Genomic DNA, 14,574 nt, shown 5'->3' on the forward strand with positions numbered 1-14,574 from the left:
GGCGCGCCCCCGGTAGTGGGGGGGGGGGGGGGGGGGGGGGGGGGCGGCCCCCCGCCCGGCACTACCGTCAAGCAATCAATGCACTTCGTCGTGATAGACGAACTTCGGCATTTCCCAGCGGTAATGGATCGCCAGCAGGCGCAGCGCGAAGCCACCGCCGAGGCAGCACAGGATCGCGGTAGCGTCGGCCACGCCCCAGTGCAGCAGCAACAGGTAGGCCGCGCCGGTCAGCAGCGCGATGATCGCGTACAGCTCTTTCTGGAAGATCAGCGGCACCTCGTTGCAGAGGATGTCGCGCAGCACGCCGCCGAAGGCGCCGGTCAGCATGCCGGCAATCAGCACGATCGGCATGGCATGGCCGGCCTCACGTGCGATCGAGCAGCCGATCAGGGTGAAGGCGATCAGGCCCAGGCCATCGAGTACCAGGAAGGTGCGTCGGAAGTGGTGCATCCAGCGTGCGACCCAGGTGGCGATCAGCGCCGCACACACGGTGAAGCCCAGGTACTCGGGATGCTTCACCCAGCCCAGCGGGTAGTGGCCGAGCAGGATGTCGCGCAGCGAACCACCACCGAGGGCGGTGACGCAGGCGATCATGACCACGCCGAACAGGTCCATGCGGCGGCGGCCGGCGGACAGCGCGCCGGTCATGGCTTCGGCGGAAATGGCGATCAGGTAGATGATGGACAACAGCATGGGGCAGGCTCCGGGCGCGGTGGGGCCGGCCATGCGCATATACCGCCACTGCCTGCGCAATGACGGGATGACGATGACCGGTGCCGCTCCCGCTGTCCTTTTGCCTGAGAGTTCAGCGGCGTTGGCCGCGTGCCCCTTCGGCGGATCGTCCCGGGCGTGCCCGGTGACCTCTCTCCAGCTCGGCGAGTCGAATGCATGGTTGGTGGGATTCCAGCCCACCGGCCTGAGCGATCATGGGAGCCTGCGCCTTCGGCGGGCGCCAGCGCGGCGCCTCTCTCCTGCATTCGGCCGCCAGTATATCCGCTGCAGTGCAGCACGGCATAATCCGGCCATGGCCCCGTCCCTCCGCCCCTGGTTCCTGTACCTGCTCGAATGCCGCGATGGCAGCTATTACGCCGGCATCAGCACCGACGTGGACGCGCGTTTCGCTGCCCACCAGGCCGGCAAGGGCGCGCGCTACACCCGGGCGCGGCCGCCGCTGCGCGTGCTGGCCGTACGCGAGTACCCGGACCGGGCTGCCGCCTCGCGGGCCGAGTGGCAGCTCAAGCAACAGCCGCGCGAACGCAAGCTGGCCTGGTTGCAGGCGCCAGCCGAAACGCTTCTGTAGATCCACGCCCACGCTCGGCTCCGGCCTGCCGACAGCGCCGGTCCCAGTAGAGCCACGCCATGCGTGGATGGGCTGCCCGGCCCATGCGATGATCGCTCCGCGCCCAGAGCCGGAGACCCGGATGTCCACGATTGCCCTGCTGTTCGCTCTCTCCGCAGCAACGAGCCCCGCTGCCGACCCGGCCACGATCGCGGCCATCGAAGCCACCTGCCACGACTACGTCGACGGCCAGCTGGAAGCCGACCCGCAGCGCGTCGCCCGCTCCCTGCACCCGGACCTGGCCAAGCGCGCGGTGCTCGGCGATACACCCGACGAACGCCTGGGCCTGCGCCGCATGTCGAAGGAAGAGCTGGTCGCGTTGACGAAGCAGGGCGCGCTGAAGACCCCGAAGGATCAATGGGACCGCCGCTGCACCGTGCTGGACGTGACCGGCAACGCCGCCTCGGTGCGGCTGGAAACCCCGTGGTTCGTCGATTACTTCCACATGGGGCGCTTCGACCAGCGCTGGGTCATCGTCAACGCGCTGTGGTACCCGAAACCGAAGGCGCCGTAGAGCGATGCGTGCCGCGGGGAAAGCATGGCTGTCAGTCATCGTGTTGGTCGCCGGCATCGCACTGCTGCCTGGCCTGCTGTACCTGCTCGGGCTGGCATTGGTGAAAGGCCGGCCGAAGCCGGCGGACCGCGCGCCCAGCGGTGTGGCTGCGTGCAGCAGTGAACCACGGGCGGCATACCAGCCGATGAACCCCTGGCGCTTCGCCGCGCAGTTCTTCGACAAGGAAGTGATGCAGAAGAAGGTGCCTGAAGTGGAGCGGGAGGCCTTCTGGATTGCCCGACGCCACCTGTGGCGACAGCCTCGGCACGGCATGCTGCGCTGGCATCTGAGCAGCACCGCGTTGACGATCTGGATCACCCGGCATTGGAGTACCGCGCAGATTGCCGATACCGCAAGGAAGGAGGATTTCTGCCGCACCTGGTCGAAACGGCGGGTGCCAGGTGGTCCGATGAGGCAGTAGGGCCACGCCATGCGTGGATGAGCTCCATGCGGCCTGCACAGACATCCATCCACGCATGGCGTGGATCTACTCCCAGGCAGAGAACCCGTGTCCGTCTTCGGCCCTAGCGCCTCGGCCGCCGGTCTTCCTGATCATCACCGAAGATGATGCGCGCGCTGCGCTGGTAGCTCCAGTACGCCACGGCCCAGTTCAGCAGCACCACGATGCGGTTGCGGAAGCCGATCAGGAAGAACACGTGCGCGGCCAGCCAGAACCACCAGGCCAGCACGCCGGAAAGCTGCAGCCGGCCCAGGTGCACGATCGCGGCCATGCGGCCGATGGTGGCCAGGTTGCCGAAGTCGGCGTACTTGAACGGCCCCGGTGCGGCCTTGCCATGCAGGCGCGCGCGGATCACCTCGGCCACGTACTTGCCCATCTGCTTGGCGGCAGGGGCCACGCCGGGTACCGGCTTGCCGTTGGCCTGGTTCAGTGCGGCCAGATCGCCGGCCACGAACAGTTCCGGGTGGCCGGGCAGGGTGAGATCGGGTTGCACCTGCACGCGGCCGGCGCGGTCCAGCGGCACGTCCAGGGTGCGCGCCAGCGGTGAAGCGGCCACACCGGCGGCCCAGACCACCGTGCGTGCCGGCACGAACTGCTCACCGAGCTTGAAGCCCTGGCTGTCGATGTCGCTCACCGGGGTACCCGTCAGCACTTCCACGCCCAGTTTTTCCAGCTGCCGGCGTGCTTTCAGCGAAAGCACTTCCGGGAACGAAGACAACACGCGTGGGCCAGCTTCGACCAGCCGCACCTTGGCGCTGGCCGGGTCGATGTGGCGGAACTCGTTGCGCAGCGTATGCCGCGCGATCTCGGCCAGAGTGCCGGCCAGTTCGACGCCGGTAGGTCCACCACCCACCACGGCAAAGCTCAGCCATGCGGCCTTCTTCGCCGGGTCCGGTTCGGCCTCGGCGCGCTCGAAGGCCAGCAGCAGCTTGCGGCGCAATGCGATGGCATCGTCCAGCGTCTTCAGGCCCGGGGCATCATCGGCCCACTGGTCGTTGCCGAAGTAGGCGTGGGTGGCGCCGGTAGCCAACAGCAGGCTGTCGTAGTCCAGCGTGCTGCCATCGGCCATGCGGATCTGCCGGGCCTGCTTGTCGATGGTCACCACTTCGCCGAGGCGGACTTCCACATTGCGCTGGTGGCCGAGGATGTGGCGCAGCGGTGCGGCGATATCCGGCGCGGACAGGCCGGCGGTGGCCACCTGGTACAGCAGCGGCTGGAACAGGTGATGGTTGCGGCGGTCGACCAGGGTGATGCGTATGCGCTCGCGGGCCAGGGCACGGGTGGCCCAGAGACCGGCAAAACCGCCGCCGACAACAACCAGGTGGGGAACGCGCTCGCGACTCATCGACTCACTCCAGTGGGGGCATGGGGGAAGCGCCTGGCATCTTCGCATGATGGCCCCCTGTCACGTCAGCGCCCGCATGGATCGGCGATACTCGGGTTCAGGCAACGGCCCGTGAGGAGCCCATGAGCGAACCGGAAAAGCGCATCGCCCTGTTGATCGACGCCGACAATGCGCCGGCATCGAAGATCGACGAGGTCCTGGCCGAAGTCGCCCGCTACGGCGTGGCCAACGTTCGCCGTGCTTACGGCAACTGGAAGAGCCCGCGGTTGAAGGGCTGGGAAGCGGTGCTGCACGAGTACGCGATCCGCCCGATCCAGCAGTTCGCCTACAGCAAGGGCAAGAATGCTTCAGACATGGCGATGGTGATCGACGCCATGGACCTGCTGTACGCGCGCAATCTCGATGGCTTCGCCATCGTGTCCAGCGATGCCGATTTCACCCCCATGGTGATGCGCCTGCTGACCGACGGCGTGAAGGTCTATGGCTTCGGGGAGAAGAAAACCCCGGAGCCGTTCGTCAACGCGTGCTCGAAGTTCACCTACCTGGAAGCGCTGGGCCAGACCCATGCCAGCGTGCCGGATGCCGAACAGGCCTCCAGCGAACAGGCATCGAACGAGCCCGTGGCCAACGACGATGCCCGGCCACGCAAGAGCGGTGCGGAAATGCGCAGTGACACCCGGCTGGTGAAGATGCTGCGCCGCGCGGTGTCCTCGGCCGAGGGCGAGGATGGCTGGTCGCATCTGGGGCCGGTTGGCAGCCAGATCGGCAACCAGGCTTCGTTCGATCCGCGCAACTACGGTTACGGCAAGCTCAGTGACCTGCTGGCGGCGATCGGCCTGTTCGAGCTGAAGAAGGACGGCAAGTCGTCCTACGTACGCGCGTTGCCGAAAAAGAACCGGTAGTGCCGGCCGCTGGCCGGCAGCGCGCAGGTGCCCGATTCCACATCGGCCACCCACACACCCACTCCGATCAGGCGTATCGTTGCCGCTCGCATTGCCAGCAAGGAAAAAACCCGCATGTTGAAGATCTGGGGCCGCCGCAATTCCAGTAACGTCCGCAAGGTGCTGTGGTGCGCCGAGGAGATCGGCCTGCCGTATGAATCCATCGAAGTCGGTGGCAGCCATGGCGGCACGCAGACGCCGGAGTACCAGGCGATGAATCCCAACAGCCTGGTGCCGGTGATCGAAGACCACGGCCTGCCGCTGTGGGAGTCGAATGCCATCGTGCGTTACCTGAGCGCGCGCTATGCGCTGGGCACGCTGTACGCCGAAGACCCGATGGAACGTGCCCAGGCCGAGAAGTGGATGGACTGGAGCACCTCGCGGATGGCGCCGATCTACACTGACCTGATCTGGGGCATCATGCGCACCGCCCCTGCCGACCGTGACGAAGCGCGCATCAATGCCGCCATCGTGCGTGCCGGTGACTACCTGGCGATGGCCGATGCCACGCTGGCCAAACAGCCGTGGCTGTCCGGCGAGAAATTCGCGATGGGTGACATCCCGCTGGGCTCGCTGATCTATGCCTGGTTCGAACTGCCGATACAGCGCCCGGAACTGCCGCACCTGGCCGACTGGTACGCCCGCCTGCGCGAGCGGCCGGCCTACCAGCGCGGCGTGATGTCGCCGCTGACGTAAGCGGGGCCGGGTCCTTTCCTGGAAAGAGAAGCAGCCGAGCATGGCTCGGCTCTACAGTAGTGCCGAGCCATGCTCGGCAGCACCGACCGGATCAATACAGATCCGTCGGGTCCACATCCAGCGACCAGCGCACCTTGCGTGCTTCCGGCAGCGTGTAGAGCTGCGGAACCAGCTGCGAAAGCACCCCATGCAGCGGCGGCCGCTGCAGCGCAGACAGCAGCAGTTGGGTGCGCTGGTAGCCGGCACGCCGTGGCATCGGCGCCGGCATGGGCCCATAGGCCTCGACCACATTCTGTTCCCCCAGCAGTTGCCGCGCCGCCAGCAGGAACGCGTTGGCATGCTCCACTTGCTGTGCCTCGGCCCGCATCAGTGCCAGATGCGCGAACGGTGGGAATCCGGCCGCCTGGCGCTGGTTCAACTCGGCCTGCGCGAACGGGTGGTAGCCACCGCTGACCAGGGTTTCCAGCAGCGGGTGCCCGGGATGATGGGTCTGCAGCCAGACCTCACCAGGATCACGTGCACGTCCCGCGCGACCGGCTACCTGGATCAGCTGCTGGGCCAGTTTCTCGCTGGCGCGGAAGTCGGCGGAGAACAGACCTTCGTCGATGCCCACCACCACCACCAGGGTCAGCTTGGGCAGGTCGTGGCCCTTGGCCAGGATCTGCGTGCCGACCAGGATGCCGGGCTGGTCGCCCAGTTTCGCCAGCTGCTGTTCCAGCGCGTCACGTCGCGACGTGGTGCCGCGGTCGATGCGCACCACCGGGAAATCGGCGAAGGCGGCGGTGAGGTGCTCTTCCAGGCGTTCGGTGCCGATACCCTGCGGCTGCAGCGCCAGGCTGCCGCAGGCCGGGCAGGCCAACGGTGCCGGTTGCCGCGCGCCGCAGTGATGGCACTGCAGGCGACGGCCGCCGCCATGCACGGTCATCGGTGCATCGCAGCGGTTGCACGGTGCAGTCCAGCCACAGTCGTGGCACAGCAGCACCGGCGCGTAGCCACGGCGGTTCTTGAACACCAGCACCTGCTGGCCACGCTGCAGGTGTTCGCCGATGCCGGCCAGTACGTCGGCTGACAGACCGTCATGCAGCGGCCGCTTGCGCACATCGAGGATGCGCACGCGTGGCGGCCGTGCGTCACCGGCGCGCTGCTTCAGGCGCAGGTGCGTGTAGCGCCCGGCGTAGGCGTTATGCAGGGTTTCCAGCGAGGGCGTGGCGCTGCCCAGCAGCACCGGGATGCCGAGTGCCTTGGCGCGCACCAGAGCGAAATCGCGCGCGTGATAGCGGATGCCATCCTGCTGCTTGTAGCTGCCGTCGTGTTCCTCGTCGACGATCAGCAGGCCGGCCTGCGGCAATGGCGTGAACACCGCCGAGCGGGTGCCGACGATGACCCGTGCCTCGCCACGCGAAGCCGCCGCCCAGACGCGTGCGCGCTCGTTGTCATTCAACCCCGAGTGCAGCGCGTGCACAGCGATGCCGAGGCGGCCGCGGAAGCGTGCCAGGGTCTGTGGGGTCAGGCCGATTTCCGGCACCAGCACCAATGCTTGCTTGCCCTGCGCCAGGCAATGGATGATCGCCTGCAGGTAAACCTCGGTCTTGCCGCTGCCGGTCACGCCATCCAGCAGGAAGGGCTGGAAGCCTTCGGTGGCGTTGATTGCGGCCACCGCCTCGGCCTGGTCCGGGTTGAGCGTTGGACCGGGCAGTGGCTGCGCATGTTGCGGGGCCACCGTCAGCGCCACGCGCTCGGCCAGATCACGCTTGGCCAGACTGCGTGCTGCGGCGCGCCAGTCCTGCATGCGTTCGCCCAGCACATCCTCATCCACCACGGCGTCGGCCAGCAGTTCGGCCAACTGCCGCGGGCGGCTGCCGGCGCGCAGCTTCCCGCGCTGGGCATGGCCTTCTACCGTCAGCTGCCAGCCCCAGTGATGGGTGTCGGGCAGGGTCTCGCCATGGCGCAGCGGGCCGGGCAGGGCGGTGCTCAGCACTTCGCCGAGAGGGGCATGGGTGTAGCGCGCCAGCCACTGCAGGCTCTGCCACAGCTCACCCTGCAGCAGCGGCTGCGGATCGCACCAGGCCAGCGCCTGGCGCAGGCCCTGACCGTCGTCGGTCTGGCCGTGGCCGACCACCACGCCGACCAGTTCGCGGTTGCCGAACGGCACCTTCACACGGCAGCCGACCGCCGCCGTGGGGGCCTCGCCCTCCGGCGACAGGTAGTCGAACAGGCGAGGCAGGGGGACGGGCAGGGCGACCTGCAGGGTCGGAATCGGTGAAAGCATCGGGCCAGTGTAACGGCCCATGCGCGCGCGAATGGCAGGAGCGGGATCGGCCGGGCGACGCCCGTTGAATCATAAATGTCACCTAAATATCGGTGTCCATTGGAGATTCAGTCTTATCCACATGTTCTGTGGATAACGTTGTGCGTTAACGGTCAGCGGAAACGCAGAAGGCCGATGGCGACGGCCTCACGCTCGGGTTGGTCAAAAAATCGCCACATAGTAAAAACATTCAAAATCAACAACTTATGTGTGAAACAATGCTGAAACAGAGTGAATTCAGCTGGATGCCCCAGTTTTCCGCAGCGGGGCCTTGGTGCTGTGCACAACCTGCAGCACGAAGTGCCTGCGGGCGCAAGTCCTGCCGGGCGCCGATGGCCTGCCGCTATCATGCCGGCAGACCTTTGGAGTGACCGATGACGGCTGTGCCCGCCCCTGTTTCCTCGACCGCGGCCGGCGCGCTGTCGGCGTTCCTGCGAGGCGTTGAACGCCGCGCCCTGGTGGTGGCTGAACTGCAGTGCGGCGATGCTGCCCGGGCCGAGCAGACCCTGGTGGCGGTGATGCGCGCGTTTGCGGCGGTCGCCAGCGACCTGCCGATGGCGCAGTGGCCAACCCGCTTCTGGACCCTGCTGGCCCAGCGCCAGGCGCTGCGTGAGCCGGTGGGCGGCCAGTGGGGACCGCCGTTGGCTGCGCTTGGCGAGATGGGATCGCTGCCGCGCCTGGCGCTGTTGCTGCGGGTGGGGGGCAGCCTGGACGAAGGCATCGCCATGCGCGTGCTCGACCAGGACGAGGCCAGCTACCAGCATCTGCTCGCCGACGCTTGCCCGCGCGATGCGCACGGCCAGCCCGATGCATCGGCCTGGCGTCAACTGGCCGAACAGGTGCAGGCGCGCATCCGCGATCTGCCGGCCAAGCGCCTGCAGCAGCTGCAGCAACCCGCCGCGCCGGCCGCCAACAATGAATCCCCGACCGCCGGCTGGCGTGCACCGCAGCGGGACGAGCGTGCGGCTGCCAGCGGCAAGCGCCGCCGATCGAATGCCAAGCCACGCTGGCGCGGTCCGCTGATCCTGCTGGTGACGGTGGCGGTGCTGTTGGCCGCAGCACTGGGCTGGCGCTATTGGCAGGGGCATTCGTTCGGCAGCGACGCCCCGCTGCCGGAAGGCGTGGTCGGCGAAGCGGGGCCGGTCACGGTGGAAGCACTGCCGCCAAGCAAGGTCAACGCCACGCCGGACGCGACCCCTGCGCAGGCTACGGACGACGCCACGATGCTGGCCGACCGCGACTATCCGCTGGTGGCCGATGCCGATCTGTATGCGTGGACGGCGGCCGGTGGCCCACTGCCGGTGGACGAATCGCAATCCAAGCCGAGCCGGCCCGAGCCGGCAAGCGCCACGCTGGAAACCGCTGCTGCCGATGAATAAGACCCTGTTCGCCAGCCTGCTGCTGGCCCTGCCGTTGTCGCTGTCCGCCGCGCCGCAGACCTTGAACGTGCCGCTGCCGCCGCCAGTGCCGGGCAGTTCGTCGACGGCTCCGGGCCCGGCCACCACAAGCACGACACCGGCTGCATTCACCCAGCTCGACGCCCAGCAGCAGCGCCAGCGCCGCGCCGACTACGCCGCATGGCGGGCATTGCCGGAGGGCGAACGCGAGCGGATCCGCCAGGCCGCTGCGCGCTTCAATGCGCTGCCGGCCGACCAGCAGCAACGCCTGCGCCAGCAGTTCCAGGCGCAGGACCAGGCATTCCGCGAAGGCTGGCGGCTGGGCCCGCAACTGGGCCTGGAATTCCCCAAGCTGCACGGCCTGTTCGGCTTCGTGCCGCCGGAGCAGCGCGAGGCCGCGCTGGCCGTGCTGCGCCAGCTCAGCCCGGCGCAGCTGGCCCAGCTGACCCTGGTCGCGCAGCGCACACCACCGCAGGAACGCGACACGGTACGCAGCGCGTTCCTCGCGGTGCCGGCCGCCGAGCGCGACACCTGGCTCAAGCGCCAGGCCGGGCAGTAATGCCGAGGGCGTAGCGTCTACGGGTAGAGTCGACTGTCAGTCGACTTGCGCGCGCAGCGCGGGGTTTTCGCGATCTGATGGAAGAGCAATCGACTGACAGTCGACTCTACGCAGCGGGCCCTTATCCCCGGTAACGTGATCGCAACGCGTGATGCCGGGGCCTGCCGGAACCCAGCATTCACGCCATGTCATGGGAATGCGCGCGCTGCACGCGTAAGATGGCGGCCCGCAACCCGGTGCCTGTGCCCTTCGCGCGCAACCGCAGTTCGCGTCAAGCACCTTATGTCTACTGCAACCTCCACGCCGCGCTTCAGCAAGGAAGTCGGCGCTACCGGTCTGCTCGCCCTGCCGCTTGTGCTCGGGCATGTGTCCACCGGTCTGATCTCCTTCGTCGACAATGTCATTGCCGGCCACCACGCCACGGCGACCCTGGCCGCGGTGACCATCGGCACCGCCCTGCTGTGGCTGCCGATGCTGATCCCGATCGGCACCCTGATCTCGCTCACCGCCTCGGTGTCGCAGCTGCATGGCGCTGGCCGCGAGCGCGAGATCGGCCCGCTGTTCCGCCAGGCACTGTGGCTGGCGCTGGGCCTGGGCCTGATCATGTTCACCTTCCTCACCGTGGTGCCGCCGCTGCTGCCGGCCTTCGGCATCGCGCCGGACATCGTGCCGGGGGCCACCGCATTCCTGCACGCGGTGCGCTGGGGCGGCCCGGCGCTGACCCTGTATTTCTGCATGCGCTATCTCAGCGAGGGCATGCACTGGACGCTGCCGACCATGCTGCTCGGCTTCGGCGGCCTGCTGGTGCTGGCACCGATGGGCTATGTGCTGGCCAACGGCAAGCTCGGCTTCCCGGAAATGGGCGCCGAAGGCCTGGGCATCGCTTCGGCGGTGATGATGTGGCTGCAGGCGATCGCCTTCGCCACCTACCTGTGGTTCACCAAGCGCTTTGCCCACCTGCAGCTGTTCTCGCACTTCGAAGGACCGCGCTGGAAGGCGATCTGGGACCTGCTGCGCACCGGCCTGCCGATCGGCATCACCGTGCTGATGGAGGGTGGCCTGTTCATCGTCACCGCGCTGCTGATCGGCCGCCTTGGTGCCAATGAAGCGGCCGCGCACCAGATCGCGATCAACGTCGCCCAGCTGTGCTTCATGATCCCGATGGGCGTGGCCGAGGCCACCACCGTGCGCGTCGGCCATGCGGTCGGTCGTGGCGATGGCTTCGGCGTGCGGCGCGCGGCCTGGGCCGGCTACGCGATCATCATGGGTACGCAGACGTTGTCGGCAGCGGTGCTGCTGTTCGGCCATGACGCCATCGTCGGTGTCTACACCAACGACCTGGCGGTGGCCGGCCTGGCCTCCACCCTGCTGCTGTACGCGGCCACCTTCCAGTTCCCGGATGGCATCCAGGTGCTGTCGGCCGGCGCGCTGCGCGGCTTGAAGGACACCCGCGTGCCGATGTTCATCGCCATGTTCGCGTACTGGGGCCTGGGCATGCCGCTCGGCGCCGGGCTCGGCCTGGGGTTGGGCATGGGGCCGCAGGGCATGTGGATCGGCCTGATCGTCGGCCTGACCGCCGCCGCCATCCTGATGGGCTGGCGCCTGCGCCGCAGCAGCCTGCGCATCGGCCAGTCCGCGCTGTCCTGACCTCCCGCCCGCCACGATGATCCGTGGCGGGCGATCCCCTGACTTGTGTCCGATGCCGCATCACGCGGCACCGGCTATGCTGGCACCACGGCAAGAAGCCATCCGGAGCGTTCCATGAATCAACCCGTGCCCCCGCTGCCCCCGGCGCGTCGCAACCCCGTCGCCAGTTTCTTCATCGGGCTGTGGGACGTCATGAACTTCACACGCCGGTTGATCCTCAACCTGGTGTTCTTCGGCCTGCTGTTCCTGCTGCTGGTGATGTTCGTCATCGCTGCCGGCATGGGCGCCGGTGCCAGCAAGTCGCTGCAGGACCGCACCACCCTGGTGATCGCACCGGAAGGCCGCCTGGTCGAGCAGTTCAGTGCCGATCCGGTCAGCCGCGCGCTGGCCAAGGCGGTGGGTGACAACGGCGCCGAAGAGATCCAGCTGCGTGACCTGCTGCGGGTGATCGAGTCGGCCAAGGACGACAAGAAGATCGAGCGCGTGGTGCTGGAGCTGGACAAGCTGCAGCCGTCGGGCTTCGCCTCGCTGCGTGAAGTGGCCACCGCGCTGCAGGACCTGCGTGCGTCCGGCAAGCAGCTGGTGGCCTACAGCGAGAGCATGGGCCAGTCGCAGTACCTGCTGGCCGCACAGGCCGACGAGGTCTACCTGGACCCGATGGGTTCGGTCGTGCTCGAGGGCCTGGGCCGCTACCGCCAGTATTTCCGCACCGGCCTGCAGGACAAGCTGGGCGTGGACGTGCACCTGTTCAAGGTGGGCGAGTACAAGTCCGCGGCCGAGCCGTACGTGCTCGACGCCGCCTCGCCGGCGTCCAAGGAAGCCGACCTGTTCTGGATGAACGACGTGTGGCAGCGTTACCTGGGCGACATCGCCAAGGCCCGCCGCCTGGATCCGGCACAGTTGGCCGCCGGCATCGACACGATGCCGGAAGGCATCGCCGCTGCCGGTGGCGACCTGGCCAAGTTCGCCCTGCAGCAGAAGCTGGTGACGTCACTGAAGACCCGCGAGGAATTCGAGGATCTGATGATCGAGCGCGGCATGGCTGACGACGATGCCGACGGTGGTTTCCGCAACATCGACTTCGGCTCCTACCTGGGCCAGCTCGATGCGCGCCGCAACCCGGTGGACTCGCGTCCGCAGGTGGCGGTGGTGGTGGCCGAAGGCGAGATCAGTGGCGGCGACCTGCCGGCCGGCCGCATCGGTGGCGAGTCGACCTCGGCGCTGCTGCGTGCCGCGCGCGACGACGAGAACGTGAAGGCCGTGGTGCTGCGCGTGGATTCGCCGGGCGGTGAAGTGTTCGCCTCCGAGCAGATCCGCCGCGAGGTGGTGGCCCTGCAGGCCGCCGGCAAGCCGGTGGTGGTGTCGATGGGTGACCTGGCCGCCTCCGGTGGCTACTGGATCAGCATGAATGCCGACCGCATCTATGCCGACCCGTCGACCATCACCGGTTCGATCGGCATCTTCGGCATGGTGCCGAACTTCAGCCGCGCGCTGGACAAGATCGGCGTGCACACCGATGGTGTCGGCACCACCCGTTTCGCCGGTGCCTTCGATGTCACCCGTCCGATGGATCCGGCTGTGGGCCAGGTCATCCAGACGGTGATCAACAAGGGTTACGCCGACTTCACCGGTCGCGTCGCCGACGCCCGCAAGAAGCCGGTCGAGGCTGTCGACGAAGTGGCCCGTGGCCGCGTGTGGAGCGGTGCACAGGCCAAGGAACGCGGCCTGGTCGATGCCTTCGGTGGCCTGAAGGATGCCGTGGCCGACGCCGCGAGTCGCGCCAAGCTCGGCAAGGCCGATGCCTACCGCGTGCGCTACATCGAGAAGGCGGCGACGCCGTTCGCGCAGTTCGTCAGCGGTTTCGCTGGCAGCCGCGCCGGTGCCTGGATGCTGTCCGATTCGGGCATGGCGCGCATGATGCTGGCGCGCACGATGCCGGAAGTGGATACGCAGCTGCGCTTCGTCGAGAACGCGGCCCGCGAGAAGGGCAATGGCGCGCCGGTGAAGGCGCTGGCGTACTGCTTCTGCGGGTTCTGACCGGCAACGGTATCGAATGAAAACGCCCGGCTCAGGCCGGGCGTTTTCGTTGATGGGGTCGGATCCCTTTGCAGCGCAAAGGGTGCTGACCCCACAGGTCACTGCGTCGCGTCGGCCTCGGCCTTGCGCTCACGCGCGGCGGCATCGTCCACGGTTTTCTGCACGCCCTTGGCGCGGTCCAGCGGTTCGTTGATAGCACGCGACATCGCTCGTGGCACCGGTGGCTTCTCTGGGTTCGGCGCCGGCGGCCGCTGGCAGCCCGCCAGCAGCACGGTGGCCAGCAGGGGCGAGGACAGGATCAGCATGCGCATGGCGGCTCTCCGCGGTGGGCGTACGGGCAGTGTCGCACCTTCGGCAGGGCGCCGCCGTGAGCGCGTATCCTTGCGGCATCGAAATGCAGTGGGCACGGCCCCGGAGGACACATGACCCAGCAACGGTGGCGCCTGGACGGCCAGACGGCCCTGATCACCGGCGCCAGCGCCGGCATCGGCCTGGCCATCGCGCATGAACTGGCGGGGCTCGGCGCCGACCTGATGATCGTCGGCCGCGATATCGACATGCTGGAGACCGCACGCGACGAACTGCTGGATGTGTATCCGCAGATGCAGGTGCACGCGCTGGCCGCCGATGTTTCCGACGACGAGGACCGCCGCCAGATCCTGGACTGGGTGGAGGACCACAGCGATGGCCTGCACATCCTGGTCAACAACGCCGGCGGCAACGTCACCAAGGCGGCCACGGAGTATTCCGAGGACGAATGGCGGAAGATCTTCGAGACCAACCTGTTCTCGGCATTCGAGCTGTCGCGCTACGCGCATCCGCTGCTGGCCCGCCACGCGTCGTCGTCGATCGTCAATGTCGGCAGCGTGTCCGGCCTGACCCACGTGCGCAGTGGCGTGGTCTACGGCATGACCAAGGCGGCGATGCACCAGATGACCCGCAACCTGGCCGTAGAGTGGGCCGAGGATGGCATCCGGGTCAACGCGGTGGCGCCGTGGTACATCCGCACGCGGCGCACGTCCGGCCCGTTGTCGGACCCGGATTATTACGAGGAAGTGGTCAACCGCACGCCGATGCGCCGCATCGGCGAGCCGGAGGAAGTGGCTGCGGCCGTGGGCTTCCTGTGCCTGCCAGCGGCCAGCTATGTCACCGGCGAGTGCATCGCGGTGGATGGTGGTTTCCTGCGCTACGGGTTCTGATCATGCGGTGGTAGTGGCGGGGGGGGGGGGGGGGCCCCCCCGCAAAGAAAGAATTTGAAGTTTGGGCCCACCCCGCCCCCCCCACCCACGGGG

At 67.9% G+C, this 14,574-nt stretch carries 14 protein-coding genes and 2 riboswitches; of the genes, 10 read left to right on the forward strand and 4 right to left on the reverse strand.

The window, feature by feature from the left end; translation table 11 throughout:
* Positions 1–75: 75 nt before the first annotated feature.
* Positions 76–693 carry a trimeric intracellular cation channel family protein gene (locus ACJ7C5_RS08535; RefSeq protein ID WP_005411215.1) on the reverse strand — a complete coding sequence of 206 codons (618 nt, stop codon included), beginning with the start codon at positions 691–693 and terminating at the stop codon, positions 76–78.
* A gap of 84 nt (positions 694–777) precedes the next feature.
* Positions 778–881, reverse strand: a riboswitch (glycine riboswitch).
* A 13-nt stretch (positions 882–894) separates the two neighbouring features.
* Positions 895–984, reverse strand: a riboswitch (glycine riboswitch).
* Between the two features lie 40 nt (positions 985–1,024).
* Here ACJ7C5_RS08535 and ACJ7C5_RS08540 point away from each other — a divergent pair.
* From ACJ7C5_RS08540 to ACJ7C5_RS08550, 3 genes are all read left to right on the forward strand, one after another.
* Positions 1,025–1,300: a GIY-YIG nuclease family protein gene (locus ACJ7C5_RS08540; RefSeq protein WP_014038656.1), complete on the forward strand. Its 276-nt coding sequence runs from the start codon at positions 1,025–1,027 to the stop codon at positions 1,298–1,300.
* Between the two features lie 121 nt (positions 1,301–1,421).
* Positions 1,422–1,853: a nuclear transport factor 2 family protein gene (locus ACJ7C5_RS08545; RefSeq protein ID WP_180845071.1), complete on the forward strand. Its 432-nt coding sequence runs from the start codon at positions 1,422–1,424 to the stop codon at positions 1,851–1,853.
* Between the two features lie 4 nt (positions 1,854–1,857).
* Positions 1,858–2,313: a hypothetical protein gene (locus tag ACJ7C5_RS08550; protein ID WP_412703645.1), complete on the forward strand. Its 456-nt coding sequence runs from the start codon at positions 1,858–1,860 to the stop codon at positions 2,311–2,313.
* Between the two features lie 103 nt (positions 2,314–2,416).
* Here the strand turns inward: ACJ7C5_RS08550 and ACJ7C5_RS08555 are convergent, their stop codons facing one another.
* Positions 2,417–3,697 (reverse strand): NAD(P)/FAD-dependent oxidoreductase, encoded by a 1,281-nt coding sequence (locus tag ACJ7C5_RS08555; RefSeq protein ID WP_125426772.1) that lies wholly within the window; start codon positions 3,695–3,697, stop codon positions 2,417–2,419.
* A gap of 122 nt (positions 3,698–3,819) precedes the next feature.
* Between ACJ7C5_RS08555 and ACJ7C5_RS08560 the strand changes: the two genes are divergently transcribed.
* Together ACJ7C5_RS08560 and ACJ7C5_RS08565 are read left to right on the forward strand one after the other, a co-directional pair.
* Entirely contained in the window at positions 3,820–4,599 is a 780-nt protein-coding gene (locus ACJ7C5_RS08560; protein WP_014648580.1) for an NYN domain-containing protein, read from the forward strand.
* A gap of 114 nt (positions 4,600–4,713) precedes the next feature.
* Entirely contained in the window at positions 4,714–5,334 is a 621-nt protein-coding gene (locus ACJ7C5_RS08565) for a glutathione S-transferase family protein (protein WP_088027414.1), read from the forward strand.
* A 91-nt stretch (positions 5,335–5,425) separates the two neighbouring features.
* On the opposite strand, the gene ACJ7C5_RS08570 is transcribed toward ACJ7C5_RS08565, so the two are convergent.
* Positions 5,426–7,624 (reverse strand): primosomal protein N', encoded by a 2,199-nt coding sequence (locus ACJ7C5_RS08570; protein ID WP_412703646.1) that lies wholly within the window; start codon positions 7,622–7,624, stop codon positions 5,426–5,428.
* 392 nt (positions 7,625–8,016) lie between these two features.
* Between ACJ7C5_RS08570 and ACJ7C5_RS08575 the strand changes: the two genes are divergently transcribed.
* From ACJ7C5_RS08575 to sppA, 4 genes are all read left to right on the forward strand, one after another.
* Entirely contained in the window at positions 8,017–9,021 is a 1,005-nt protein-coding gene (locus ACJ7C5_RS08575) for a hypothetical protein (protein WP_412703647.1), read from the forward strand.
* Positions 9,014–9,598: a DUF3106 domain-containing protein gene (locus ACJ7C5_RS08580; protein ID WP_285317698.1), complete on the forward strand. Its 585-nt coding sequence runs from the start codon at positions 9,014–9,016 to the stop codon at positions 9,596–9,598. The genes ACJ7C5_RS08575 and ACJ7C5_RS08580 overlap by 8 nt, the downstream gene beginning before the upstream one ends.
* Positions 9,599–9,880: 282 nt before the next feature.
* Positions 9,881–11,245, forward strand: a complete 1,365-nt coding sequence (locus tag ACJ7C5_RS08585) for an MATE family efflux transporter (RefSeq protein WP_110713888.1) — start codon at positions 9,881–9,883, stop codon at positions 11,243–11,245.
* A 126-nt stretch (positions 11,246–11,371) separates the two neighbouring features.
* Positions 11,372–13,282, forward strand: coding sequence for a signal peptide peptidase SppA (sppA, locus tag ACJ7C5_RS08590; RefSeq protein WP_412703648.1), 1,911 nt, complete (start codon positions 11,372–11,374; stop codon positions 13,280–13,282).
* Positions 13,283–13,380: 98 nt separating this feature from the next.
* Here the strand turns inward: sppA and ACJ7C5_RS08595 are convergent, their stop codons facing one another.
* Entirely contained in the window at positions 13,381–13,593 is a 213-nt protein-coding gene (locus ACJ7C5_RS08595; RefSeq protein WP_088027405.1) for a hypothetical protein, read from the reverse strand.
* 111 nt (positions 13,594–13,704) lie between these two features.
* Between ACJ7C5_RS08595 and ACJ7C5_RS08600 the strand changes: the two genes are divergently transcribed.
* A complete protein-coding gene (locus ACJ7C5_RS08600; protein ID WP_088027403.1) occupies positions 13,705–14,481 on the forward strand; it encodes an SDR family oxidoreductase in 777 nt (258 codons plus the stop codon).
* Positions 14,482–14,574: the final 93 nt, after the last annotated feature.

Source organism: Nocardiopsis yanglingensis, assembly GCF_045809185.1.
GTDB classification, from domain to species: domain Bacteria; phylum Pseudomonadota; class Gammaproteobacteria; order Xanthomonadales; family Xanthomonadaceae; genus Stenotrophomonas; species Stenotrophomonas yanglingensis.

Excerpts from the sequence above, each read along its gene's own strand:
- ACJ7C5_RS08535 (WP_005411215.1), bottom strand. The coding sequence starts at position 693 with ATGCTGTTGTCCATCATCTACCTGATCGCCATTTCCGCCGAAGCCATG.
- ACJ7C5_RS08540 (WP_014038656.1), top strand. The coding sequence starts at position 1,025 with ATGGCCCCGTCCCTCCGCCCCTGGTTCCTGTACCTGCTCGAATGCCGC.
- ACJ7C5_RS08545 (WP_180845071.1), top strand. The coding sequence starts at position 1,422 with ATGTCCACGATTGCCCTGCTGTTCGCTCTCTCCGCAGCAACGAGCCCC.
- ACJ7C5_RS08550 (WP_412703645.1), top strand. The coding sequence starts at position 1,858 with ATGCGTGCCGCGGGGAAAGCATGGCTGTCAGTCATCGTGTTGGTCGCC.
- ACJ7C5_RS08555 (WP_125426772.1), bottom strand. The coding sequence starts at position 3,697 with ATGAGTCGCGAGCGCGTTCCCCACCTGGTTGTTGTCGGCGGCGGTTTT.
- ACJ7C5_RS08560 (WP_014648580.1), top strand. The coding sequence starts at position 3,820 with ATGAGCGAACCGGAAAAGCGCATCGCCCTGTTGATCGACGCCGACAAT.
- ACJ7C5_RS08565 (WP_088027414.1), top strand. The coding sequence starts at position 4,714 with ATGTTGAAGATCTGGGGCCGCCGCAATTCCAGTAACGTCCGCAAGGTG.
- ACJ7C5_RS08570 (WP_412703646.1), bottom strand. The coding sequence starts at position 7,624 with ATGGGCCGTTACACTGGCCCGATGCTTTCACCGATTCCGACCCTGCAG.
- ACJ7C5_RS08575 (WP_412703647.1), top strand. The coding sequence starts at position 8,017 with ATGACGGCTGTGCCCGCCCCTGTTTCCTCGACCGCGGCCGGCGCGCTG.
- ACJ7C5_RS08580 (WP_285317698.1), top strand. The coding sequence starts at position 9,014 with ATGAATAAGACCCTGTTCGCCAGCCTGCTGCTGGCCCTGCCGTTGTCG.
- ACJ7C5_RS08585 (WP_110713888.1), top strand. The coding sequence starts at position 9,881 with ATGTCTACTGCAACCTCCACGCCGCGCTTCAGCAAGGAAGTCGGCGCT.
- ACJ7C5_RS08595 (WP_088027405.1), bottom strand. The coding sequence starts at position 13,593 with ATGCGCATGCTGATCCTGTCCTCGCCCCTGCTGGCCACCGTGCTGCTG.
- ACJ7C5_RS08600 (WP_088027403.1), top strand. The coding sequence starts at position 13,705 with ATGACCCAGCAACGGTGGCGCCTGGACGGCCAGACGGCCCTGATCACC.